This window comes from Fibrella forsythiae (assembly GCF_017353175.1).
In the GTDB taxonomy this organism is placed as follows: Bacteria; Bacteroidota; Bacteroidia; order Cytophagales; family Spirosomataceae; genus Fibrella; species Fibrella forsythiae.
The window spans coordinates 597,074-617,893 of record NZ_JAFMYW010000001.1; the positions used below are offsets into that span (position 1 = coordinate 597,074).

Below are 20,820 nucleotides of genomic sequence, written 5' to 3' on the forward strand. Positions count from 1 at the left end.
ACTGTCCGGTGACTTCATGCTGAGTTAGTTCAACATGAAGTCACCGGACCGGGTGAAGAGATTAGGCGACCATCGTAACGGTTGGTGCGCCGGTGATTTTGATGCTGATCGAGTAAGCCGCCCCGGTTTCCTGCGTGTACTTGCGGGTGAACTTGGTGATGTAGCCGAACACCTCGGTTGATTCCGTACCGGAGATCGTAGAGGCAATCGCCCACTTAATGGCGGTACCAGCTACGAAAACGGCGCGCACGTCAGCAATCGAGGCCTCACCAGCGCCCGGTGCCGTTTCAATGAAGGCTTCGAAATCGATGGTTCCCGAGAGTCGCCCGGCCAGCGATTCACCGTACCGGCCGGATTGCTTATTAGAAATATCAATATCGCCGGCCGACTCATCAAAGGTTAAGTCTGTTTGCTTGGCGACCGTTTTCTTCGTCGCAGGGCTGCCCAGGTAGGCAGCGACCAGCATATTGGAGGCATTGAATGCAGACATGGTACTGATGGGTATGAGAGTGAAAAAAGGGACCTTAGCTTAAGCAGGGTGTAACTGGTGGTTGATCGTAACAAGGCGGCGAATGAGTGTATCGGTCGGCGTTCGGGTCGTCAGGGGTTTGGTGCCCTGAAACGAGTAGAGCCAAAGCACAAATCCCGCTACGGTCAGCGGGCAAACTCTCGGTGCGGGGAACAGTAGCGTGAGCAGGGCCGCAACGATACGTTCAGCGGGCAGGCTGCTAACCGGCCCCGGCGCAAAGCGCGTTACCACGTCGAGCGTTACCGTTAGCTTGTGGCCGAAACTGGTTTTGGTGCTATCGCTCCGGGTATCAGACCGCGTGAGAATGATATACGGTGCAGCGGCTTTGTCCGGAGCCAAACTGTCATAAACGGGAATACTGACGCCATCCACCTTAAACCCTGTTAACAGAGCGATGTAGGCAGCTTGCAGAGCGGGGCCGGGATCGATCATCGCAGTAGTCGGGGTAGGTTGCGTTTAACGTTTTGCAGATATATTTCCGAATGCGCTACATAAGCGGGAATTAGGAAGGGCCGCGCTGGCAGATTTACCTCTTTGATACCTTTTCCTCGATACTGAGCCGCCAGGGCTTCGTACCCGGCTGGTATCTCGACCAGTCCACCCGTACCAAATTCCACGTAGGCCCAGTGCGGGGCATCGGCCAGCAGAATGAAACCCATGCCACCCCGCGTGAGCGTGAAATGAATCGAGGCGGCCAACTCGCCGGTATCCCTTGCCGCATTGGCCTCCGCTTCTGCCGTCATCGCAATCGCCGTATTAAGCGTTAGCTCCTGAATGGCCGCTTTGGCTTTTGGCACCAGCGACAGCAGAATTCGTTTAGCCTGGCTGACGCCTTTGACATCGATCATTGCGCCAGGGCGATTAACCGGTATTTCAACCGGGTAGCGTCCACATAATCGACGTTCTGAATCGTCAGCATCTGGTCTTTCCAGCGCACGGAATGCCCCTGCTGAGGGGCGTAGGCCGGATTATTCCAGAAGACAATGGCGTATTGCTGCTTGATTGTCTGCGCGGAGCCAGTATCGTCGCGTTTGGAGGGCAACGGTTTCACCTCGCCGAGTTGTCGGTGGAGGCGTTCCGCCTCGCCCGTAAATCCGCCCAAACCGTCTGGTACCGGCACTTTGACGCCCCAAAACTCAATTGGCTGGCTGATAACTGGTGCTTTCATCAGTCTGCCCAGGTTGCGCGCCGGAATTCGACCACGAGTGCTTTCCAATTGCCCGGCTCCCCGAAACCAGACAGTTCGGCGGCCAGTATCACGACCGCCGTTTTGAACTGAGCAGGTACGAGTGCCGGGCCGCTATACCCTGCTTTGTAGGTCAACACCGTTAGGGCCGATGAATTGGCGTATTGGAGCGTAGCAAACGGCTCGTCAGTTAACGTCGCGCCAACGGGTAGGTCATCGGGCGGGGCGATGATCGGGCCGAATGGGATTTCGGCGTCGATCAAGCCCGGCCCGTAACTAACCTGTACCTGACACTGAGACAGTAGATGCCTGGTGAACGTCTCAACCTTACCGACCGCCGCCGCAATCGCCCCTTCCAATAGATCATTGTGATCGTCGAAATCGATACCTAACCGCTTTTTGAGCATCGGCAGGTAATCGCCCAGCGGTGGCTGGGTCAGGCGAGTTAGGCGAACGGCGGGCGTGTCGGCGTAGGTCATCGGGAGCTACTTCGTTTGGGCAGCGGCCGCGCCCTTGTCTTCTTTGGTCTGACGAGTGCCGACGGCTTTATCTTCTTTTTGCCCGGTTTTGCCCTCGTTTAGCTGTTTCAGCCGGGTTTCCTCCGCTTCGTCAATGTCCCCGTTATCTGCTTCGGCTTGCTTTTCAGAAATAGCCGACACGGCCTCTTCAATCGGTACTTCAGCGGCCTGTTTTGTCCGGGTCAGATCCGTGGCCAGATCAGTGGCCGGTTCTTCGGCGTATTGACCGTCATCGGCGCGAGCTTCCTTGGGCACATCGACACCTTTCTTGACAACCTCAACCAGGCCATCAGCGACCAGATCATCAGCCAGACCGGGCGTAACAACAAACGTTTCACCGGGCATATAGTGGCCTTTCCCTACATTGAGGATGGTTAATGCTTTGACTTCAATCATGGCTATAATAGGGGGTTGCGGCGGAGCAACAGGCCGATTAACCCGGCCCGCCGTCCACGATTTAACTACTTCAATAGTTGCCATACGGGCTTGCTTTCACCCAAAAGGCCCACCTACGGGTAGCAGGTGGGCGTGTTGGGTGAGGGCGGAATCAGACCTACGTGATGATCGTGATAGCGCCGCCCGTACCGGTGAAGGTGCCTTTCACAAAGCCCTGAGGGTAATAGATGGGCAGGGCTAGCCGGGAAGTCAGCCGCAGCGTAACCAGGTCGCGCTCGAAGTTGTCTTTGTTTTCCGATGAGATCTGGATGTTAACCTGCCGACGGTCAACGATCTCAGCCGCCTGGTCAAAGTCACCGACGAGCCAGTTATTCTGAGCCATCGCGGTGGTTGGCACAACGACCAGGTTGAAAATGCGCTGAGCGCCGTTGCCTCCGTTGAACAGGATTGGCAGGATATAGTCACCGTTGGCGTTTTTGGTCAGCGCCATCGCCGCAAAGTCCTGAACCGACACTACGGCAGCGGTTGCACTGTACTCGTTGACGGCCATACCGGTTGCAGCCACGGCCAGCGCGTCCCAGAAGTTAGGGTTGTTGTTTGGCTTGACACCAACTGACGAAAAGGCCGTTGCGGCGGTGTATACGCCGCGAATATCGGTACCTGACCCCGAGCCGAATAGAAGCTGGTTGTCTTCTTTGTAGCGGTATTTGCTGTACAATCGACCCTGTACGTACCCAATCAGACCCGGAATGTCCTCTAGAATCTCGTTAGAGAGATCGATGGCCACGGCAATCTTCTTCACCGATACCCGCTTCTGCTCCATCGTCAGTTCTGACTTGGGAATAGCGGCTCCTTCAGCCACTGTGGCCGTGGCGTCGGTGTAGGTCGTTTCCTGGGTGTAATCCCACTTGTCGCTGGTGGTCGACGTCCCCCGGAACAATAGTTCGCGGAGGTGGATTTTACGCTCCATCGGCATAATGATGCCGGGGCGGCGGTCGGCGGCAACCACATCACCCGTCAGGTTGGTCGACTCCATGACCACAGCTTTGGTATCGATCTCAATCTCACAGGCGGCCCCAGCCCGATTTTTCACGGCTTTTAGGTCAAGCTGCTTCTCGGCAGTATCAAACATTTCCTGCGCAACGGCCTTAAACGACTTGTAGGCAGCCGGTCCCGACATTGTGCCGCGCTTAAGCTGCGTCGAAATTTCGTCTAGCTGCGCCTGCTGCTTTTGTGAGATTTCGTCAGACTTTTGTTGGCTCTCCGTGTATTTGTCGCTGAGATTCTTGATCTCACTTTTCAGGCTAGTTTCTACGCCGTCAATAGATTGGCGGGTTTGGCCATTGGCCTTTTCGATGCGGGCATCAAGCTCTTTGCCCAGCTTCTCGAGTACTTCAGGTTCCATGTCGTAATGATTGGTTGAGATTACGCATTAAGCCCCCTGCGAAATGCAGCGAGCATCTCTACCTCCGTGTTCGGCTGAGTGGACTTTCTGCCCGGCTCAGTGTTGCGTTTTTGGCTTAGGTAGTCGCCAAGCTTTTTATAGTTCGGCTCGATAAACGTCTTGAACGTTTCGTCCGAATATTTGCCGGTTCGCAGTGCCTTTTCGAGCAAGTTGAACACGACGATAAAGTCATCTTCCGACATGACCCCATCCTCTTTTACGCCAAGGAACGGCGTATTAGGATTGGCGCCCCACCCTTGCAGGCCAGAACCTTCCCATAGCCGCAGTTCAGTCAGGTAGTTAGCATCAGCGGCCCGGTCGTAGTTCTGTTGAATGGTACCGTAGCCAATGGAATGCTCGGTAATGAGGCCATCCTCGCACATGAGCAGATAGTCCTGTCCAAGTGAGTGTTTACCAGCCCTGGAGACGTATTCAAGTCCATAGTCGTCTTCAGTAAGTGTCTGGATTTTGCAGACTGATTTGGTTCGGTCGTGATCCATCAGGTGACGGATACGGCAGTTTGATGAACCAGGGCCGCGCTCGGCAATCGTCTTGGCGAATGCGCCTTTTACGATAATATCACCATCTGAGTCTTTACTATTGAATGCGGCAAAATAGCCCTTTACAATACCCTGCTTGGTATCGACATCCTTCAAGCCTTTTGTATGCTCGGATTCAGAAAGACGCTTTAATAATTTGCTCACGCGGCGGCTCGGTTTAGTAGCCGCAAATCTGCCGGTACGCCAGTCCGCAGAACCTAAACGCCGTTAAGATTGTGTATTGCCGCGTGAGGGATGACGGCGATAATACATCTGGGCCGCCGACTCGAAATCGATGTAACGACGGCGACCGTAGAACGCTTCATGGATACGCTCTGCCCGCTCGTAGGCATCCGACAACAGATCACCGCCGTCACGCAGGGCCTGCATGATGCGAATAAACTGATCGACATCCATACTGGCCATAAATGGAGAGGGAACAGAACTCATGAATAGCGTATTTCCTTGATAAAGTGTTAAAGCGTCATTCAAAAAATAAGGTACACCGACAATTGATCACGTTTCCAGCACTCCCATTCGGATCACCCGGATACCGCATTGCCTCGCCACCGACGATAAACGTTTCATCAATACCAACGGCTGGCTTTCTTGCCATGGCCGCATGAGCATCCCGCGTACGGCCATCAAGTACCGGAATCCAGCGTTTCGACGTTCGGCCGGCCGCCTTCGCTGCCCACTGACTACCCACCGACCAGGCGTACAGCGTTTCGGTACGGGCAATCAGATCGAGACGCGACGATTTGAGTAGCGCCTTACGTACCTGCCTGACCAATGTAGAAGCCGCCGCAGTTGCGCCAGACAGTACACCAGCCACTAAGTCACGCGTTTTGCTGGCTATTTTCTGAACCCGCTCGTTACCGAGTACCTCACGAGAGAGACTGAGCAATCGAATTCGCAGTGACGTGAAGCCGTCTGGTTTGGGGGCGATTCGCTTCAACTGCATGTCCACCCGGGAAGATTTGACCGGAGCCGGTTGGTTGGCGAAGGCTTCCGCAGCGGCAACACCTGACCGCAGATAAATCGCGGTTAACATCTGGTGAATAGTTTCATCGGGAAGCAATAACGGCAGGGCCGCAACCACTGCGTCTGCACTACTAGCTTCTAGTGCCGTTTTTAACCTGGCCACGATACCCCGCATGGCCGAACGTACCTGTGTGCGCGAAACACGTACATGACGGTCGAACGGCGCGATCAGGGCGCGGTATAGCTGTATGTCGGCGGCGTTGCTCACAACCGTTCTTCGGGTGTTGATGTATCAACAGCGACTCGCTCGCGCGTTTCCTTTGGCGGGTATTTACGTGCGGTTGCACGTACCGGCTCGTCGGAAAACTGAATTTTCGTATCTGCCGCTTCCGGTTTTGCTGCTGCCGGTTGTTTGTCTTCTTCAAACTGGGCAACATAGCCAACACAACCTGCTGTCGATTTAATGTTTCGCTTAAACTCCCGACTCTGTTGCTCTGTCAACGCAGATCCGTGAATCACACCAACTGCATGAAACGGCAATCTCTCCTCACCGTCGCGACTACAAACGGTAATCGTGGCCGAAGCTTCCATCTTATCAAGCAACCCATCACAGATTTCAGCAACGATAATGGTTGCTTTGAATGTTGGCGGGTAATGAGTCGGCATACCATCGCCCATAGAGACCGGTTCTGGCTTGCCCAGCAGTACCCGAAACTCAGTCAATGCCGCGGTTAACACGGCCTTTTCCTGATCGTTGTAATTGAGTGTGTTCATTTGTTAACTGGTTTTTAGCTGATCGCCAATAGAGCCGATAGACGGGTCTAGGTTTGGACTGAGTGTTAAGCTGACACCTACCACCCTTCCTTCCAGAATCGTCGTTATGCCAGTCTTTTCGTCATGCACAGACTTATCAACGACATAGATAATAGTGGGGTAGAACGTATCAAATCCCCGAATCTCTGCAACGACTAAACCCGCCATAATCGCAGCGTCAGTCTTGTAGAGTGTCGCGGTACCAAGTGGCGTAGTCCTGTCCGTGTCATAGAACACATTACATGTTTCAGGGATTGTCAGGTGCTTATCCTGCTTTTCCAGCACCATGCCAGTAAGCACAGCCCGTCCGTTAACGTCTCTTGTCTTTTTCATCGCTCAATTGTCTATAGCCATTGGCAGAAATGGCGAGATTACCGTTAGGCGTACCGGCGGATGCCCCTCGCCGTAGATGATCAGGTAGATACACCCGGTGCGCTGTATCTCGTCCATTTCAGCTTCGCTCAGCTTATATCGCGAAATCAACAACGGCGTACCGGCGGTGTCTTTCGTGCGGCAAACCGGCAAATCCCCACAGCCTTCAGCGGTAAGCGTGACATTTGCTTCGGGGAACTTGATAGGTTCAGCCATTAGCTTCGTAGGTTTTGTTCTTGATCTTTCTTCTTCCAAGGCCAGGAGAAACAGGGCAAAGCCTCCTCCCCACGTACCCACGTAAAGCGGTACCAAGTATCGAGCTTGTCATTCCATTCATCCGCCCATTCCGTCAGGGCAATCAGGTCAGATCGATCATAAGCGACGATTGCATATCCCTGCTCCAATCGTGGTAGCTTATGGTTGATCTGACGAACTGAATGAATGAGCCAGACCTGTTTGAGCTTATCGCCCTTGTAGTTAAACGTAGCCAGATATTGGCCCGCTTTAGGGGCTGGCCAGTGGTTTGGTAGCGTGTAGGTACATTTTTTATCCGGAGTTGCCATAATGCTGATTTATCCGGAGCCACGTATCTGGTGACTCCGGATAATGTGCGCTATTTTACCTGAAACAGCATGTTACTACCCCCACCCAACTGCGTGGCGGGCAACTTGCCGTCCCATTTTGAAATCCATTGCTGCTGAATCAGCATCGCCGTAAGCGTTTTTTGCTTTAGCTCGTTGGCTCTCGCTTCGGCCTCCGCTTCGATGATTCTGGCGCGGGCAATCCCGCTTGCCTTCGTTACCGTGATCTCCGCCGAGGCTTTCTCCGCCGCCACCTGGTTATTAAGACGGAGGGCATTTTGTACCGCTGTATTCTTGGCATCGATCATCGCCTGCAACGATTCGGGCGGCGTTAGATTCGACGTGATATTCTCGAACGCGAAGCCGTCGGCCGTCAGCGCCTTCTGCAGTTTTGCCTCGACCAGCGCCTCGAAACCGACCCGGTTATTCACCAGTGAGTCGGGCGTGAAGGTGTTGGCCACGTCGCGGTATGAGTTATAGACAATCGTACGCAGAATGTTATTCTCGATGTCGGGCAACTCTTTACGGTACTTCCGGTAGACGGCGGCTCCCTGCCCTTTGACCATGTGATAATTCAGCGTCGGGTCGATCTTGAACAACGTACCTCCCTTCGCGCTCACCGTGAACGGGTCGTAATCTTTTGTCTGCGTGAACGTCGGGTACTGCTCGATAAATGAGGTCAGCGGAAAATAGAAGACCCAGCCCGTTACATTCTCGATATCCGAAGCGCCCCGGTCCGACCCGACCTTACTAACCTTAATGCCTTCGTGGCTGGCGTCGATGGTCGCGCAGCCCACGAAAAAATGGCTGATCATAAACAGCCCAAAAATAACCGCAACTCCCTTGAGCGCTCCTTTAACTAACCCGGCGATTTGCGCCTCTTTTTCGTTTGCCATTGGAAAATGGATTTTTTGTAAAGCACCTGGATCTGATAGATAAGACAACATTGGCGACAAGTGCGAGACCGCCGATAATTGCCAGAACTGTACTGGGGGTATTTAAAAGGCTGTATGCACAACTGGTCGTTGTGAGGAAGAAGAGCAACCAGAGAAGGAATCGAATTACTGTCATGGCTTGAATGTTGAGTTACTTTCGTCTATCCCGCATAGTGCGGCTCGGCTTATCGCGCCCCTTTTGCCACTTCCGGCGTGCCCGGTACTCGCCTTTTGTCTCACTGGTTAGGTGCCAGGCGGAGCAATACCGGCAGAAGTAGGTGCGACGTGGTATTTTGTCGCGGGAGGAACTACGCTTCAGGTAGTAGATGACCTCGCTGGCCGCTTGCCGGGTGTCGAACGGCCGCTTGTCACACATGGCTTAATACATTTTCTCGTCGTCCTCCACGTTACCCGTACCGCCAGTGCCAGGTGCAAAGTCAGTAATGGGTGCATAACCAGCACCAACTTTCACAAGTGGTATGTCGGCCTCTGGGCTATTATAGGGCGTATCGCCAAACAGCCGTCGCCGTTCGTTGAGGCTGAGCATGGCCGCGTCTGCGCGTTCACCTAGCCCCTTCCAGTCGGGCTGAAGCTCGGTATAGACATCTGTATCGGGTAGTAACACTCGCTTACCCTTCTGCTCGCCCCGGAAAACGAAGTCCGTTAGCCATTCGTACACCAGTGCCTGATCGGGTAGTACACCCATCCGCAGCGAGGAGACGTTTGCTTCTTTGAGATTGGCAAACGTGGATGACTGCATCGACGAGTAGACGGCCAGCACGTTGAGCTTCCAAACCGCGCAGGTGTCTTCGCGGCTCAACTGGTTTGACTCAAGCAGGTTTAGATCAACCGCCGACCCACCGATTTCCAGTTTATCCAACTCAACATTGAAGCCAGCGACACCGCCATGTTTAGCGCCCTCAACTTTACGCTGGGCCATCTTCGTGGCCTTTTCGAATGAGAGTTCCGAGTTTGGGTTCCACGTCGATCCTTTCGGAAAAATAAGCGTCTTTTTGCCCCCATTGGCCATCAGGGCCGCCTCGGCGGTAAAGGCACCGTTGCTTCTGGCCAGAAGCAGAGCAGCACCGTAGAGCAGGGATTTTCCCCACAGGGATGAATCCGTATCGGCTACATCCGCCGCAAAACGGCGCAGATGAAGTACCTCACTGGCGGGCAGGCGTTGACCCGCGCCGTCAATGTACGATTTATAGCCAACCAGGTCCGCTTCAACACCTGACCAGCGGGCAGTTGGCAAGTTCCACAGTTCCGTAACGCGCTCGTCCTTTTTGCCTTCATCCAGCACAATGCCCCGCGTCAGCGAATTGCCGAAGTCGTAATAAATACTGATGGCAAACATCAACTGCGCCCAGGTCTGAGTCGGGTTAGGCTTCTTCAGAAGGTTAGCCAGACTGCCAGTCGGCTCAACCTCTTCCAGAGCTTTACGGCGCAGTTCAATATCATCCGCCCGGTCAGCAGACTTACGACGCATGAATTGCTGATACGACTTTTTGTCCTTGATGTCGTACAAAAGGGGTGGCGCCTGCGCAAAGCGGGTCGCTTTCCAGTTGGCGGCAACGAACACGTATGGATTGCCTCCGTACCCCTTCTTGAGGTCTGACGACTGATCAGGCGATAGAAAGTTGGTCAGGGACGCGGCAAGCAAACCCGATACTGGTTGCGCCGTGGCAAAGCCTGGGGCTGCACTTGCCTGACTGGGGGAAGCGGCAACGGTGCGGCTGGCGAAGCCCACGCCCGCGCTTAGATCACTTAGAAAACTCATGGACGTAGAGGTAGTAGAAGGTGAGAGCGACCGCCACGTTGAATAGGGCAATTCCGCCCAAGCTGAGAAGCCCTCGTCTAGCGTTGGCCGGAATCGTATCAACGACTTGTGGTAAAACGAAAGCCACTGCTGCCAGTACGGCGTTGGCGATTAACACAGTGAGCAGGACGATAAACGAAAACATAGTGAAGAGTGGGTCAGTAAACCTTCAACTGGCGTAGAGGTGGCACGATGTTGAACAGCTCCCGGATCATGAACATGTCCAGTATGTCAGGCGATTCTCCTCCAAGTTTCACCTTCATTTCCTCTTTCTTGATTAACTTTAGTTTACCGTCGGTATCCTTGGGCGCGCGTTTGATCGCTTTCCGTTCGTACATGAACCGCTGGCGTACGGTCATCTTCGTATCGTACATCATATTGGCCACGCGCTCACTGATTCGGTACTTGCCATCGGCCACGTTTAGCCCACTCCGGTAGTAGCACTGCGTTTTGAGGTTTTCGTAGTTTTCCTTCTCTGGTTTCCCCTCTGCGTTCGGGACTTCCAATGGCGAACCGCCATTATGGAACGGCCGCGCTCCTTCGATGAAGCCACCCTCACCACCGATGAAGCCGCCCACGCCATCGTTATCGTAGGCAATGTGATGGTTGGGTACTTTGTGCGTGGCAGCCAGCCCCTTGATCGCGTCCACGACCTCCCGGCCGTTGGATTTGGGCATAATCAGAATGTCGACCAGTTCCATGCCGTACCAGACGCCGACAATGAACTTATCGCTACCCTGCAGGGCAATGTCGGCCGTGATGTAGCGGCCCTGCGTGTCGACAGCGTACTGATTGACAAACATCCCGACAAACGACTGATACTCGTAGATGTCGCGGTCCGAGATAACCACCTTCCAGTTGCCTTTAAAGAGTTGCATCACCGTCTCTTCATCCTGTGCCAATAAGTTGGCCAGGTAAGCGGGGTCTTTACTGAGCAGCGCCTGGTTGTCGACCAGCCGCCCGGAAATAAAGGTGATCGATTTAACGAATACCTCGGCGGGCAGGTTGAATTCGGCCAACAGTGGTTCCAGAAACCACCAGCCCTTTTCAACCACCTCTTCGAAGGTATCGCCCCAGATGTAGTCCGCGCCCGCTTTGGTAAAATACCGAATTACGCCATCGCGTTCGGGAATCGGAAAGCCGGTCTCCTGATCGATCCACCAGGCAATGAGCGTGGCCACCCACGATTCCGGGTCCGGGTTGCACGTCGCGCGAACGTACGGCCGTACGCCACAGTCTGACCGGTTCCGCGTCAACAGGTAGAAGAACATCGACTCGGAGAAGTGCGTTAGCTCATCCCATAGTATCAGGGGAACCTGCGAACCCTGCCATTCGAGTTTGTCTTTTTCGTACTGCAGGTGTCGAAAGGCGACCCGCGCGCCGGACTGCCATTCCCATTCCAGTCTTGACTCACGAGGCTTTGCCGACGTCAGCGGATATAGCCCCATTGACGTATCCCATAGACCACCGCCCGCCCGTATCTGTGGCGAGGTACGGCGGAAACAGACAGCCCGGAAGTCCGGATTCTGAATGTGCCGCAGCGGCTCCAGCAGCAGCGAGAACGTTTTACCAACGCCTGCGCTGGCGCCACCGATGACGATATCAGCCGGTGAAGCCAGCGATTTGAGTTGATAGCCGGGCTGGGGGCGAATATCGACCGCTTTACTCATCACTTCGCCGGTCGCCCCGGCCATTGTCGGGCAAAAAGACCTGCACGACGCCTAACGGATTCTCCCCGTTCTGGCCGCCGATGTTGAGCGGTTGAGGCACACGTCCCTCGGTCCGGTTCAACACCTCCCGAATCGCTTTCATATCGCCCGCGATGGCCAGTTGCAGCAACCGGGCCGCAATCGCCTGATTGATCGTCTTCGTGCCATTGGTCGATAGCGACGCCTCGCTCTTGGACGTACCCTTGCTGTCGGTCCGCGTAATCGAAAACGTGAGTTCGGTGGCGTCGCCAAACTCCCGGAGGAACTTGGTAATTGGGCCAACAGGCCGACCGTTCGGGTTGGCGATTTGACCCTTCGAAAATTGCGTCTCCTTAGGTGGCTTACCGTAGCCTACTTCGTCATCATTCGTCTCCATATTCCCATTTAATTCCCATTTACCGACTCAAGCAACCCCTCCAACTCCTCCAGAAACACGACGTACTTATCGCGCATGCACGAGGATAGCTCCAGGTACGATTTGCCGTGTTCGGGGAAGGTGTGAATAGCCAGGTGCGATTCACCCAACAGCCAAAGGGCCGTCCATCCGAACGGCTCGAAGTGGTATTCAGAAAAGTTTAACACGTTGAATGTCGCGCGTAGAAGAATAGCGTCGAGCTTAGTCTTCAGCGTGGTCGGATTCGTCAGCGGAATCCACTCCGAATGATTCCAGATCTTCGGGCTCATAAGTGATTTCGGGAAAGGTGGTTTTAATATCGCGGGGGTTGCCCTTATAGAAGACGAGTACCTGCTGGTGGGTCTTGACGACCTTCCGGTGTTTCATCTGACCATTGGCGCGAATGGCTCCGTTACCGGCCTGCTCAATCAGAATCAATTCATTGTAGAGGTACATGCCCTCGCGGACGAACGTACCTACTACGTCCTGGGGGAATCGGTAGTAGGCCCCGGTTTTCTTATCGCGTACGTCGCCGCAGACGATAACGGCGAACCGGCCGGGCTTCAGACAGGTAATAGCCGCGGTGAATGCCTGATCGAGTATCGCGTAGAAGCCCTGATACGTCTTTTGGTTGCTGGCGTCGTTTTCTTTATCGGAGTATACCTCCAGATCGAAATAGGGCGGGCAGCTAAACAGTAAGTCCTGCGATTCGGCCGGCACATGCTGGGCGACGTTCCGGCCATCGTCACAAATGTATCGTCCCGGCAGGCCTGACTCGGTTAAACGGCCCTGATTCAGATCGGCCTGCTCTTGCCGGAGTTCGATGCCGGTAAACTGCTGACCTTCGGAGGCGGCCACAAAGCCAAACACACTATCACCCGCGAATGGGTCAAAGGCATGACCACCGGGCAGGCCAAACCACTTGATGACCACTTCGGATAGAACGGGGTCGAGAAGGCTTACACCCTTGGGTATTTTCGTCGAACGAACGTAATGTTTCTCCTCGAACTCGGCCGAGGTGAGTTTGAGGCCCAGTTTTTCCTCGATGGCGGATTTTTGGCGGTAATACGAGGGATCATCGCCACTGGCGGATTTACGCAGGGTACCTTCCCGGCTTTCCCCCTTATCGCCGATTCGGGCGTGCCAGTCTTTCTTACGAGCCTGCCAGTAGCCCTGGCGGGTATCGAGTACAGAAAAGGGGGGTACTACGAAGCGTTCGGCCAGCCCGCCCTCGTTCTGCTGTTTGCCGACGACCTTTTCGGTTTTGAACCCCCAGTCACCCAGATTGATATCGAACATCTCGGCCAACTCATCGACCTTGCCCTCGTCAAATGACAGGTTGACCTGGCCGACCTTGTTATCGGCTAAGGCTAACTCGTGAAATTCTTTCGTGCCGGGCGCAATGTCGGTACGCTGCGTTACGACCAGTGTGTTACCGTCGGTGGGCACGACGATGATCTTCTCGAAGCCAAGCTCGGAGAGCATATTGACGGTTTGATTCCCGGCAATCAGGGTACCATCGTTTGCCGCCAGTACGCCCCGGCCGATGCCTAATTCCTGAATGGACTTGCGGAGCAGGTGCTGACCGTACTCGGTGCCTTTATTGGCATTGTCCTGATCTGGTATGAGGTCAGATAGATTTTTAGGTTCCATAGGCCTCTAAGTTACCCGGCCCACCAAAGGGGCCGGAATAACTTTAGTTTGGCCGTCAGAGAGCTAGCGCGTTGCCGGGCAACTTAGCGGTATAGTGCTTAGACAGCCTGACCGGAATAGCCCCAACCCGGATAATATTGCGCTGGCCAGTGCGTTCGACGTGGGCCGGATTCACCGCTACGGAAACCGTCACGCGGGCCATAAATGGAAATCGGGCGCACAACGTACCGATCGTGTAACCATACAGTAAAGGCCTACGCTGACCTCGGATATAAATACGGGTGTAGTTGCCCAGACCTTCGAACCGAATCACATCGGCGGTGGGTATTTCGTATTCCATGCCCCGCAGGTAAAAGAAGCGCGGGTCTAATCGCTGGGGTTTGTTCATCGTCGTAGGTGTTGTGAATGGGTTAACTAGATACTGATTCGTATAAAGGATGGCCAGGACGTTTAACCAGTATTCGACCTAATTCCATCATGGATACCGCTTGTGCGCCTAACTGAATAGCTTTCGCCTTTTTGGTCTGGCATATATCGAAATGCTCATTGTAGGTACCGACGTCTTGAATCCACCTGCGGGCAACGCCAATCTTATCGGCCATTTCAAGTAGTTCGGCAGTTGTATCAGCGATCATGTGGCACATTTTCATGCCACGGTAGGACGCATTCATATTATCGATGTAGACCATATGGGAAGATTTATGGGTTAGCCTCGACAAACTCAGTCCATACACCCTCATCACTATAGGCGATGGCCAACGATTGCAGGAACAGCGAACGGGCCAGAGCGTTGGTAAACTGGAAGTAAAACACCCGGCCAACGGCACCCATGAAGGCATCGCCGTACTTTTGCCGAAATTCAATCTCCGTCTCGATCAATTCAGGCTTCGTGACGGAAGCATCTTTCATCCATACCCAGGCGGCGCGGGAGGGGTCAAGCTTCTTGAGAAATTTCATACCGACTTCATAAATGAGTTAACTTGGGGTAATCGGCCGCTCCTCAAAACGGGTGAGTACCGGCCGACTAGCTTGATGGGCATACCATCGACCCGGATGACATTCCAATGCTGGGTACGTTCAACGCGCTGTGGATTTACGGCATGATGACGGGATACACGCACCATAAATGGGTATCTCGCGCACATCTCCAATAGGCACCGACTGTATAGAATGGGGCTTCCTTCGCCCTCCACATAGATAAGCGTGTAGTTTCCGTAGGCCTCAAAGCGAACCACGGCCGATTGCGGCACCTGGCGCTTTACGACGGGAATCAAAAAAGTGGGTACGTTCATTTCCGTTGGCAGTAGCTTTGTGGTATGACTGATGACGACAAACGATTAATCGAGTACTTCGAATCAATTTTGGATAAGCTGCCCAAAGGCCATATCAATTTTTCGGCGTTTGAATCGACCGACGATCCGGCATCGATGGTGCGCGGGGCGATTGATCGAATGCGACGTGGCGGGCAGGAGGGCGACACCTCGGCCGGTGTTTTACGCCGGTTGGCTACGTACCTGCCTACCCTGCGAGAGGGAGTCAAGTACATAGCCGATAAGTAGGTGCCTACATACGTTCGTAATAATCCCCCTCATCCTGTGGGTCCTCATCGGCCGGTTCATTCGTCGCATTTTTGAGGGCCAACAGCTTCCGCTGCATCGTGGAAATATCCCAGGCCTCAATCGGTTTAGTCTGGAGATGTTCGGCCATGCCCTTGGCTACCTCCTCGGTTACGGGGTTGATCGCGTAGACGGCCGAGGGGTTTACGATGCGGCAGTAGGCCCCCTGCGTAGACGTTTCAGGTACGTCGATGCGGATAAAATTGCCGCCCAGCTGGTACTCACTGACCTTTCCGGCCATTTTTTGATGTCCAAAAAGTTCGATAATCGCGTGTAATTCGACGGGTTTTTGTGTTGGGGTGTTCATGGGTTGATTTGGGGTCATTGTTGAACGGGTCGGCCTACTTCCTGATCGGTGATGGCCAGCAGTGAGCGGAAATGAACGTGCGGATTAAACAGGATTTGATCGTCGACTTTGAAGCCCTCCATGACCTCGTGCTTGACGGTTGCCTCGAAGGCAGCATAGGCCGTTTTTACAATTTCATCGGCCGTCATGTGGTCGCTGAGGTACCACTTCCGGCCGTGCCACTCCTGCGTTTGGTCGGTCTTTGTACAGGGATCGTCATAGACCACCTGCAAAAAGATTCGACCATTGATACCCCGTACCAAATCGCGTTCGATGCGAAGGCGAAAGGCAACGCCTAGACAGTGCATTGTGATTGGGCGGGCTATTTTTTCGGCGGCCGACAACTGGGCGTCGGGGAAATCCTCTGCTGGAACGTCTATATTTGGGAATGCCATATTTTGGGTTTTCATAGTCAGGTATGAATATTATAGTACTGGCATTTCGTCGTAGGTACGACCGTTAAGCAGCCTGCCGTTGAGCTTTTTATTCTTGCCGCCCCACTGTTTGAAGAAGAAGGCAACGCCTTGAGCCTCGCACTGCCAACGGATGTTCTCCACCCATTCTTCCTGGATCGGGCGAGCCATCGGGCCAGATTCGCCGCCGACAATCACCCAGTCAATACCGGTAAGGTTTAAGCCAGGAAGAGGGCCGATCAGCGGTTCAAGCGAAAGGAATTTGACCTTTGCCCCCGTACGCCGAAGGTGATCGATGCGGTCAATCTGCCGGTAGTCTTCGACCGAAACACCCATCCAGACGTTATCTGGCCATACGATGGACTGCCCGTTGTATTCGAGCAAATCAGCGCGTTTGGTCAGCACCTGAAACGTATGCCAGTCTGCCTGTTTCATCACATCAAATACCTCGATGATGTAGTCAACCGGCAGGTCTTCGTGAAACAGATCACTCATGCTGTTGACGAAATACGTAGTCGGCACCTTACGCAAGAGGGGCAATCCCAGGTGGGGCCGGTAAGGCTTTACGACGGTGAACTTATCGGCGTACTTTTCCTGACCCATTGCCTGTAATCGCCGGTGCATGATTTCGGCGTAACAGCCCCGGCAACCGGCGGAAACCTTCGTGCAGCCAACCGTCGGGTTCCAGGTCTGTTCAGTCCATTCGATGCTTGATGAAGCCATGATTCTCGGTTGATTGTAGTCACCTACCGACATTGATGTCGGTAGGTGAAAGGTTGATTAAGCGAATTCGGGAATGTCGAATAGGGAAAGGGCGGTTTGGCTCACCTCGGCCCCGCGGAGGTGTTTTAGACCATCGCGCCAGTACGCACTGTTAAGCTCAGTCAGGAAGGCGCGACGTTTCATTTTCACGGCCTGATACCCCGTTGAGCCAATGCCGCCGAACGGATCCGCTACCAGATCACCGGGATTTGAATAGCGTTCAATCAATCGTTCGATGATATCCAGTTGAAGTGGGCAGATATGCTTCTCGTTTTTTTGATTCACCTGCTCCGAGTTGAGCGTTCGCATCCGGGTAATGTCGTCCCAGATGTCGGGGGAATTAGCCTGCGGGGGCGTAGCCATAAAACCGGACGGTAGCTTACCCTGCTGGTCTAGCATTTCGCACAGCTGGGCGTGCCGGTGGTAATCGTAGCGTTCGCCCGCCTCCAGCGATTTCCAGTACTTGAGCACATCTTTCAGATTCATACGCCGGAGCCGTTCCTCCGAAATGAGCCGCTCGCCCGATGTTTTCCAATGCGCATGGGCGTCTAACTGCCAACGGCCCCGGCTATAACCGCTTTCGTAGTCGGTCGACCACGATTTGGAATCGTTATTCCATTCTCGCTTTTGATGCGTGACCGGCTCATCAGCATAAGCATTGTCCGAGGTCGATGGCGCCTTGCGAAAAATCAGCACGTACTCAGGCAGGCCAGCGCCCATCTTGGTCATGTCTTTACAGGCCTCCGACCAGCCCAAACGGTACGTACTTGCGTTTTCGCGTACCACGTCGGTGTCAACCGTAATGCGCGTCATTAAGTAGAACCCATGCTTGCGGAACGCCCGTACGGTATCGTCTGAAAACGGGTCGATGGACGAAAAACCCGTTCCGTTCATGTAGCTATACCGAATCCGATCTTTTACGTGAATGGCGGCAATACGGCCCGGTTTGAGCGTCCGGTATAACTCAGGAATGAGAAAATCCATCTGCTCGAAAAACGCCTCGTTGGTCTCGTTGTGGCCGAAACAGTTATAGTTCTCGCTGTACTCGTAGTGATTACCGAACGGAATTGACGTTACAATCAGATCGAGCGAGTTGTCGGGTTTAGTTTGCCACTCGGCTACGCAGTCGTTATTGACCGACTCCCACAACTGACCTGTAGCTACCTGGCGGCCGGCGAACAGTTCACGCTTCAGCTGGGCGGCGTAGGCGTCGGCGTTTAGGCCATGTTCCTTGATAATGGTCGTCATTTCATTTTGTAGCGTGTCGTGATTGGCCCACTTCTGCAGGAGCGTTTTGTAGATTTCGTCTTCGGCGTCCGTGTAGATGATGTGCACCTCACAGGCCTGCGTCTGGCCGAATCGGTAAATGCGGTGAATTGCCTGAATGAAGTCGTTAAACTTGTAATCAATGCCAACGAATACAGCCTTGTGGCAGTGGTATTGCAGGTTGACGCCCGAACCGGCGATAGTTGGCTTGGTCGATAGGTACTTGACAGATCCTTCCGCAAAACCAGTCAGGTAGCTCTCACGCTGATCAATATCCTGCGCCCCCCAAACGGATTTACAGCCGCTACCGATAAGTGTCTGAATCGCTTTGCGCTCCTGCTCCAGTGTATGCCAGATCAAGATATTATCGTCGAGGTTATCCAACAGGATGCCGTTAAGCGCTTCGACCCGGCGGTCGACCGACTCCCGTTTTTCTTTCGCCGCATCAGGAAGCGATTTACTCGAGTCTGACAAAAGGGAGCTTTGCCTGGTTTTCTTATCCACTTTCACGGCCCGATCAAACGATATCCTGTGCGGAATGATCGTTAGTTTGGGCAGGTCGTATCCCTCATCTTCGTAGCCCAGATCAGAGGGGCGAGTCAGGAAAATAGCCCATGAACTCATCCAGTGCCAGAACTCAGTAGCCCGCCGCGGGTGAATACTCAAATTACCGGCCGTTGTACTGTCTCGCTCAAAAAACCGCGTTAGTGCCTGCCCGCGGTCCATAATCGAGAGGTAATCGGCGTAATTGATTAGCTCTAAAAACCGGTTGGGTGATGGCGTGGCCGTGCAGACAAACCGGAACTCTACTGCCTGAAATGTGTCAAGAATCGTCTGCGTAGTATCGGTATCAAGCGAGCGCAGAATTGAGGCCTCATCAAAGCTGACGGCCGTAAACAAGCTGGCGTCGATGGAGCCGCGACGGATCCGTTCGTAGTTGGTGATGTAAATTACCGACGGGTCATCCAGTTCATCGGTGGTTGTGATGTACTGAACCGTCAAGCCCAGCTTGGCGCCATCCCGGACGAACTCGTGTTTTACCCCCAGGGGACAAACAACTAAGCCGTAACCGCCGCGCTCATTAATGATCTGGCGCAGTAGCTCTAACTGAATGATCGTTTTCCCTAAACCGAATTGAGCAAAGATTGCCCGGCGTCCACCTTCGGCGGCCCACAACACGATGTCGCGCTGGTGGGGTTTAAGTAGCGGGTGCAACTGGCCAGGGTCAAGCGTAATGCCCGATTTTGGCGCCAAACTGATCTTGGCTTCAAGAAAGGCTTGGTATGAATTATTGCTTAACATTGCGCGTCTATTTGAAAGGGTAGATACTAGTGGTTGGAAGACCGGGCCGCTTCCGACGGCCCGGCTCTGACTTAATCCGGCCATTCAGCCGGGCTATTTTTAATCGTATTGAGAAGCCAAAGCGAATTATCGGGGTCGATGGGTAGGTCGGGGTATTCCTGCCGCCACCCATCAATCGGGGAGACGTAGGGCTGGCGTTGAAGCACCAAACCGACGTCCAGTTTTCGGATTATCCGGCAGACAACGCCGCTCGAATCGCGCCCAACTGCGAGGGTTATTTGTCGCAGTTGGGCATCGACTTTAAGGTCTTTTTTCTGCTTTTTGGCGGCCATTACGCAGTAGGCGATACCCAGTCACCCCGGCGTTTGGCGGCTCGTTTCGGCGTTTTAGGCTTAACCTCCTTCTTGGGTTTTGCCTTGGCTTTCGATTTGCCGGCCGGGTACTTCTGCTCGGAATTGGCGTTAATGTCGGTACCTGGCCCCAGCTGCGGCGTTTCGATCAACCGCGCCTCGTGGAAGTGCTCCGGTTCTACGCCGTTTTCCATATCCTCAGCCTCAACGGCAAGCGTTTCAACCGAACCGACGCCTACATTCCGCACGGCAGGTACGTTGGTTTTCCGCTCGTCCAACTCGCGGGCGATGCGCTGTTCTTCGGTCTCCTGCGGTGCTACGAAGTCGGCTGGTTTGTTGAATACTTCTCCGGTTTCTGGGTCTACTGCGCCGTCAGCATTAAATAGGCTCGTCTGATTAATATCCCAGCTGCACTTCTTCTGTTCGAGCAGCAATTCCATACGGTTCCACCAGTCACCCTGCCACAGTTCGTTTTTAGGATGCCAGACGCCGAGGATATCGGTGCGTTTGATGTCAAACACCGACTTACGCTCGCCGTACCCATGAAACTTGAGCGCCCGGCTAATTGCTTCTTCGGCGTCTTTTGCCGGAACGAGGTAAACGTACTTTTCACCGGTTTCAATGCCAACCCGCCAAAACGGATCTGCCTCAAAGCTATCCTCACGTGTACCAGCATAAAATACAGGCTCACCTAATGACGACTTGGCGATTGTGTCCACGTCAGGCCCCTTGATACGGGTACGCAGCGCTTCGTAACAGTTCTTTTCAACCTCGCCGTAGTTGACTCCCTCGAAAAGATAGGGTTCACTGACAACCTTCGATTTCCCCTCGATTAAGGCTGTGTACTTGATTTTGGGTTGATACCATTTAGACATTTTGAGTACTGATTTATA

General features: G+C 53.8%; 33 protein-coding genes. 1 reads left to right on the top strand and 32 read right to left on the bottom strand.

Annotation, left to right across the window (positions count from 1 at the left end; translation table 11 throughout):
- Positions 1–61: 61 nt before the first annotated feature.
- From J2I46_RS02950 to J2I46_RS03075, 26 genes are all read right to left on the bottom strand, one after another.
- Positions 62–490, bottom strand: coding sequence for a phage tail tube protein (locus J2I46_RS02950; protein WP_207327430.1), 429 nt, complete (start codon positions 488–490; stop codon positions 62–64).
- Positions 491–529: 39 nt separating this feature from the next.
- Positions 530–961 (bottom strand): tail completion protein gp17, encoded by a 432-nt coding sequence (gp17, locus tag J2I46_RS02955; protein ID WP_207327431.1) that lies wholly within the window; start codon positions 959–961, stop codon positions 530–532.
- A complete protein-coding gene (locus J2I46_RS02960; protein WP_207327432.1) occupies positions 958–1,377 on the bottom strand; it encodes an HK97 gp10 family phage protein in 420 nt (139 codons plus the stop codon). Before J2I46_RS02960 ends, gp17 begins: the two co-directional genes overlap by 4 nt.
- The gene (locus tag J2I46_RS02965) at positions 1,374–1,697 is read right to left on the bottom strand and encodes a phage head completion protein (RefSeq protein ID WP_207327433.1); all 324 of its coding nucleotides are present in this window, start codon (positions 1,695–1,697) and stop codon (positions 1,374–1,376) included. Before J2I46_RS02965 ends, J2I46_RS02960 begins: the two co-directional genes overlap by 4 nt.
- A complete protein-coding gene (locus J2I46_RS02970; RefSeq protein WP_207327434.1) occupies positions 1,697–2,194 on the bottom strand; it encodes a head-tail connector protein in 498 nt (165 codons plus the stop codon). Before J2I46_RS02970 ends, J2I46_RS02965 begins: the two co-directional genes overlap by 1 nt.
- 6 nt (positions 2,195–2,200) lie before the next feature.
- Positions 2,201–2,713, bottom strand: a complete 513-nt coding sequence (locus J2I46_RS02975) for a hypothetical protein (protein WP_207327435.1) — start codon at positions 2,711–2,713, stop codon at positions 2,201–2,203.
- Positions 2,714–2,786: 73 nt separating this feature from the next.
- A complete protein-coding gene (locus J2I46_RS02980) occupies positions 2,787–4,034 on the bottom strand; it encodes a phage major capsid protein (protein ID WP_207327436.1) in 1,248 nt (415 codons plus the stop codon).
- A gap of 20 nt (positions 4,035–4,054) precedes the next feature.
- A complete protein-coding gene (locus J2I46_RS02985; RefSeq protein WP_207327437.1) occupies positions 4,055–4,777 on the bottom strand; it encodes an HK97 family phage prohead protease in 723 nt (240 codons plus the stop codon).
- A gap of 63 nt (positions 4,778–4,840) precedes the next feature.
- A complete protein-coding gene (locus J2I46_RS02990) occupies positions 4,841–5,062 on the bottom strand; it encodes a hypothetical protein (RefSeq protein WP_207327438.1) in 222 nt (73 codons plus the stop codon).
- A 34-nt stretch (positions 5,063–5,096) separates the two neighbouring features.
- A complete protein-coding gene (locus J2I46_RS33300) occupies positions 5,097–5,864 on the bottom strand; it encodes a phage minor head protein (protein ID WP_207327439.1) in 768 nt (255 codons plus the stop codon).
- On the bottom strand, positions 5,861–6,370 hold the full coding sequence (locus J2I46_RS03000; RefSeq protein WP_207327440.1) for a hypothetical protein: 510 nt from the start codon (positions 6,368–6,370) through the stop codon (positions 5,861–5,863). The genes J2I46_RS33300 and J2I46_RS03000 overlap by 4 nt, the downstream gene beginning before the upstream one ends.
- 3 nt (positions 6,371–6,373) lie before the next feature.
- Complete coding sequence (locus J2I46_RS03005; RefSeq protein ID WP_207327441.1) at positions 6,374–6,742, bottom strand: hypothetical protein; 369 nt, start codon at positions 6,740–6,742, stop codon at positions 6,374–6,376.
- A 3-nt stretch (positions 6,743–6,745) separates the two neighbouring features.
- On the bottom strand, positions 6,746–6,997 hold the full coding sequence (locus J2I46_RS03010; protein ID WP_207327442.1) for a hypothetical protein: 252 nt from the start codon (positions 6,995–6,997) through the stop codon (positions 6,746–6,748).
- Positions 6,997–7,344 carry a hypothetical protein gene (locus tag J2I46_RS03015; protein WP_207327443.1) on the bottom strand — a complete coding sequence of 116 codons (348 nt, stop codon included), beginning with the start codon at positions 7,342–7,344 and terminating at the stop codon, positions 6,997–6,999. The genes J2I46_RS03010 and J2I46_RS03015 overlap by 1 nt, the downstream gene beginning before the upstream one ends.
- 50 nt (positions 7,345–7,394) lie before the next feature.
- Positions 7,395–8,258 carry an SPFH domain-containing protein gene (locus J2I46_RS03020; protein ID WP_207327444.1) on the bottom strand — a complete coding sequence of 288 codons (864 nt, stop codon included), beginning with the start codon at positions 8,256–8,258 and terminating at the stop codon, positions 7,395–7,397.
- Between the two features lie 190 nt (positions 8,259–8,448).
- Complete coding sequence (locus J2I46_RS03025; RefSeq protein WP_207327445.1) at positions 8,449–8,673, bottom strand: hypothetical protein; 225 nt, start codon at positions 8,671–8,673, stop codon at positions 8,449–8,451.
- Positions 8,674–8,676: 3 nt separating this feature from the next.
- Positions 8,677–10,077 (bottom strand): phage portal protein, encoded by a 1,401-nt coding sequence (locus tag J2I46_RS03030; RefSeq protein WP_207327446.1) that lies wholly within the window; start codon positions 10,075–10,077, stop codon positions 8,677–8,679.
- Positions 10,061–10,261 carry a hypothetical protein gene (locus tag J2I46_RS03035; protein WP_207327447.1) on the bottom strand — a complete coding sequence of 67 codons (201 nt, stop codon included), beginning with the start codon at positions 10,259–10,261 and terminating at the stop codon, positions 10,061–10,063. The genes J2I46_RS03030 and J2I46_RS03035 overlap by 17 nt, the downstream gene beginning before the upstream one ends.
- A 13-nt stretch (positions 10,262–10,274) precedes the next feature.
- Positions 10,275–11,810: a terminase large subunit domain-containing protein gene (locus J2I46_RS03040; RefSeq protein WP_207327448.1), complete on the bottom strand. Its 1,536-nt coding sequence runs from the start codon at positions 11,808–11,810 to the stop codon at positions 10,275–10,277.
- The gene (locus J2I46_RS03045; RefSeq protein WP_207327449.1) at positions 11,779–12,201 is read right to left on the bottom strand and encodes a DUF5681 domain-containing protein; all 423 of its coding nucleotides are present in this window, start codon (positions 12,199–12,201) and stop codon (positions 11,779–11,781) included. The genes J2I46_RS03040 and J2I46_RS03045 overlap by 32 nt, the downstream gene beginning before the upstream one ends.
- Before the next feature lie 8 nt (positions 12,202–12,209).
- Positions 12,210–12,509, bottom strand: coding sequence for an S-adenosylmethionine decarboxylase family protein (locus J2I46_RS33305; protein WP_207327450.1), 300 nt, complete (start codon positions 12,507–12,509; stop codon positions 12,210–12,212).
- Positions 12,442–13,872: a hypothetical protein gene (locus J2I46_RS03055; RefSeq protein WP_207327451.1), complete on the bottom strand. Its 1,431-nt coding sequence runs from the start codon at positions 13,870–13,872 to the stop codon at positions 12,442–12,444. Before J2I46_RS03055 ends, J2I46_RS33305 begins: the two co-directional genes overlap by 68 nt.
- A 55-nt stretch (positions 13,873–13,927) precedes the next feature.
- Complete coding sequence (locus J2I46_RS03060) at positions 13,928–14,260, bottom strand: hypothetical protein (RefSeq protein ID WP_207327452.1); 333 nt, start codon at positions 14,258–14,260, stop codon at positions 13,928–13,930.
- 22 nt (positions 14,261–14,282) lie between these two features.
- On the bottom strand, positions 14,283–14,561 hold the full coding sequence (locus tag J2I46_RS03065) for a DUF4031 domain-containing protein (protein ID WP_207327453.1): 279 nt from the start codon (positions 14,559–14,561) through the stop codon (positions 14,283–14,285).
- 10 nt (positions 14,562–14,571) lie between these two features.
- Positions 14,572–14,829, bottom strand: a complete 258-nt coding sequence (locus J2I46_RS03070) for a hypothetical protein (protein WP_207327454.1) — start codon at positions 14,827–14,829, stop codon at positions 14,572–14,574.
- A complete protein-coding gene (locus tag J2I46_RS03075; protein WP_207327455.1) occupies positions 14,826–15,164 on the bottom strand; it encodes a LytTR family DNA-binding domain-containing protein in 339 nt (112 codons plus the stop codon). The genes J2I46_RS03070 and J2I46_RS03075 overlap by 4 nt, the downstream gene beginning before the upstream one ends.
- A 24-nt stretch (positions 15,165–15,188) precedes the next feature.
- Here J2I46_RS03075 and J2I46_RS03080 point away from each other — a divergent pair, with 24 nt between their 5' ends.
- On the top strand, positions 15,189–15,431 hold the full coding sequence (locus J2I46_RS03080) for a hypothetical protein (RefSeq protein WP_207327456.1): 243 nt from the start codon (positions 15,189–15,191) through the stop codon (positions 15,429–15,431).
- 4 nt (positions 15,432–15,435) lie between these two features.
- Here J2I46_RS03080 and J2I46_RS03085 read toward each other — a convergent pair whose 3' ends face one another.
- From J2I46_RS03085 to J2I46_RS03110, 6 genes are all read right to left on the bottom strand, one after another.
- Complete coding sequence (locus tag J2I46_RS03085; RefSeq protein ID WP_207327457.1) at positions 15,436–15,795, bottom strand: hypothetical protein; 360 nt, start codon at positions 15,793–15,795, stop codon at positions 15,436–15,438.
- 14 nt (positions 15,796–15,809) lie between these two features.
- Positions 15,810–16,229 carry a hypothetical protein gene (locus tag J2I46_RS03090; protein ID WP_207327458.1) on the bottom strand — a complete coding sequence of 140 codons (420 nt, stop codon included), beginning with the start codon at positions 16,227–16,229 and terminating at the stop codon, positions 15,810–15,812.
- A gap of 30 nt (positions 16,230–16,259) precedes the next feature.
- Positions 16,260–16,970, bottom strand: coding sequence for a DUF5131 family protein (locus J2I46_RS03095; RefSeq protein ID WP_207327459.1), 711 nt, complete (start codon positions 16,968–16,970; stop codon positions 16,260–16,262).
- Between the two features lie 57 nt (positions 16,971–17,027).
- On the bottom strand, positions 17,028–19,577 hold the full coding sequence (locus J2I46_RS03100) for a DNA methyltransferase (protein ID WP_207327460.1): 2,550 nt from the start codon (positions 19,575–19,577) through the stop codon (positions 17,028–17,030).
- A 71-nt stretch (positions 19,578–19,648) separates the two neighbouring features.
- Positions 19,649–19,909, bottom strand: a complete 261-nt coding sequence (locus tag J2I46_RS03105) for a hypothetical protein (protein ID WP_207327461.1) — start codon at positions 19,907–19,909, stop codon at positions 19,649–19,651.
- Positions 19,909–20,802, bottom strand: coding sequence for a DUF4494 family protein (locus J2I46_RS03110; RefSeq protein ID WP_207327462.1), 894 nt, complete (start codon positions 20,800–20,802; stop codon positions 19,909–19,911). Before J2I46_RS03110 ends, J2I46_RS03105 begins: the two co-directional genes overlap by 1 nt.
- Between the last annotated feature and the right edge of the window lie 18 nt (positions 20,803–20,820).

Coding starts and splice junctions, on each gene's coding strand:
- J2I46_RS02950 (WP_207327430.1), bottom strand. CDS start 490: ATGTCTGCATTCAATGCCTCCAATATGCTGGTCGCTGCCTACCTGGGC.
- gp17 (WP_207327431.1), bottom strand. CDS start 961: ATGATCGATCCCGGCCCCGCTCTGCAAGCTGCCTACATCGCTCTGTTA.
- J2I46_RS02960 (WP_207327432.1), bottom strand. CDS start 1,377: ATGATCGATGTCAAAGGCGTCAGCCAGGCTAAACGAATTCTGCTGTCG.
- J2I46_RS02965 (WP_207327433.1), bottom strand. CDS start 1,697: ATGAAAGCACCAGTTATCAGCCAGCCAATTGAGTTTTGGGGCGTCAAA.
- J2I46_RS02970 (WP_207327434.1), bottom strand. CDS start 2,194: ATGACCTACGCCGACACGCCCGCCGTTCGCCTAACTCGCCTGACCCAG.
- J2I46_RS02975 (WP_207327435.1), bottom strand. CDS start 2,713: ATGGCAACTATTGAAGTAGTTAAATCGTGGACGGCGGGCCGGGTTAAT.
- J2I46_RS02980 (WP_207327436.1), bottom strand. CDS start 4,034: ATGGAACCTGAAGTACTCGAGAAGCTGGGCAAAGAGCTTGATGCCCGC.
- J2I46_RS02990 (WP_207327438.1), bottom strand. CDS start 5,062: ATGAGTTCTGTTCCCTCTCCATTTATGGCCAGTATGGATGTCGATCAG.
- J2I46_RS03000 (WP_207327440.1), bottom strand. CDS start 6,370: ATGAACACACTCAATTACAACGATCAGGAAAAGGCCGTGTTAACCGCG.
- J2I46_RS03005 (WP_207327441.1), bottom strand. CDS start 6,742: ATGAAAAAGACAAGAGACGTTAACGGACGGGCTGTGCTTACTGGCATG.
- J2I46_RS03010 (WP_207327442.1), bottom strand. CDS start 6,997: ATGGCTGAACCTATCAAGTTCCCCGAAGCAAATGTCACGCTTACCGCT.
- J2I46_RS03015 (WP_207327443.1), bottom strand. CDS start 7,344: ATGGCAACTCCGGATAAAAAATGTACCTACACGCTACCAAACCACTGG.
- J2I46_RS03020 (WP_207327444.1), bottom strand. CDS start 8,258: ATGGCAAACGAAAAAGAGGCGCAAATCGCCGGGTTAGTTAAAGGAGCG.
- J2I46_RS03025 (WP_207327445.1), bottom strand. CDS start 8,673: ATGTGTGACAAGCGGCCGTTCGACACCCGGCAAGCGGCCAGCGAGGTC.
- J2I46_RS03030 (WP_207327446.1), bottom strand. CDS start 10,077: ATGAGTTTTCTAAGTGATCTAAGCGCGGGCGTGGGCTTCGCCAGCCGC.
- J2I46_RS03035 (WP_207327447.1), bottom strand. CDS start 10,261: ATGTTTTCGTTTATCGTCCTGCTCACTGTGTTAATCGCCAACGCCGTA.
- J2I46_RS03040 (WP_207327448.1), bottom strand. CDS start 11,810: ATGGCCGGGGCGACCGGCGAAGTGATGAGTAAAGCGGTCGATATTCGC.
- J2I46_RS03045 (WP_207327449.1), bottom strand. CDS start 12,201: ATGGAGACGAATGATGACGAAGTAGGCTACGGTAAGCCACCTAAGGAG.
- J2I46_RS33305 (WP_207327450.1), bottom strand. CDS start 12,509: ATGAGCCCGAAGATCTGGAATCATTCGGAGTGGATTCCGCTGACGAAT.
- J2I46_RS03055 (WP_207327451.1), bottom strand. CDS start 13,872: ATGGAACCTAAAAATCTATCTGACCTCATACCAGATCAGGACAATGCC.
- J2I46_RS03060 (WP_207327452.1), bottom strand. CDS start 14,260: ATGAACAAACCCCAGCGATTAGACCCGCGCTTCTTTTACCTGCGGGGC.
- J2I46_RS03065 (WP_207327453.1), bottom strand. CDS start 14,561: ATGGTCTACATCGATAATATGAATGCGTCCTACCGTGGCATGAAAATG.
- J2I46_RS03070 (WP_207327454.1), bottom strand. CDS start 14,829: ATGAAATTTCTCAAGAAGCTTGACCCCTCCCGCGCCGCCTGGGTATGG.
- J2I46_RS03075 (WP_207327455.1), bottom strand. CDS start 15,164: ATGAACGTACCCACTTTTTTGATTCCCGTCGTAAAGCGCCAGGTGCCG.
- J2I46_RS03080 (WP_207327456.1), top strand. CDS start 15,189: ATGACTGATGACGACAAACGATTAATCGAGTACTTCGAATCAATTTTG.
- J2I46_RS03085 (WP_207327457.1), bottom strand. CDS start 15,795: ATGAACACCCCAACACAAAAACCCGTCGAATTACACGCGATTATCGAA.
- J2I46_RS03090 (WP_207327458.1), bottom strand. CDS start 16,229: ATGGCATTCCCAAATATAGACGTTCCAGCAGAGGATTTCCCCGACGCC.
- J2I46_RS03095 (WP_207327459.1), bottom strand. CDS start 16,970: ATGGCTTCATCAAGCATCGAATGGACTGAACAGACCTGGAACCCGACG.
- J2I46_RS03100 (WP_207327460.1), bottom strand. CDS start 19,577: ATGTTAAGCAATAATTCATACCAAGCCTTTCTTGAAGCCAAGATCAGT.
- J2I46_RS03105 (WP_207327461.1), bottom strand. CDS start 19,909: ATGGCCGCCAAAAAGCAGAAAAAAGACCTTAAAGTCGATGCCCAACTG.
- J2I46_RS03110 (WP_207327462.1), bottom strand. CDS start 20,802: ATGTCTAAATGGTATCAACCCAAAATCAAGTACACAGCCTTAATCGAG.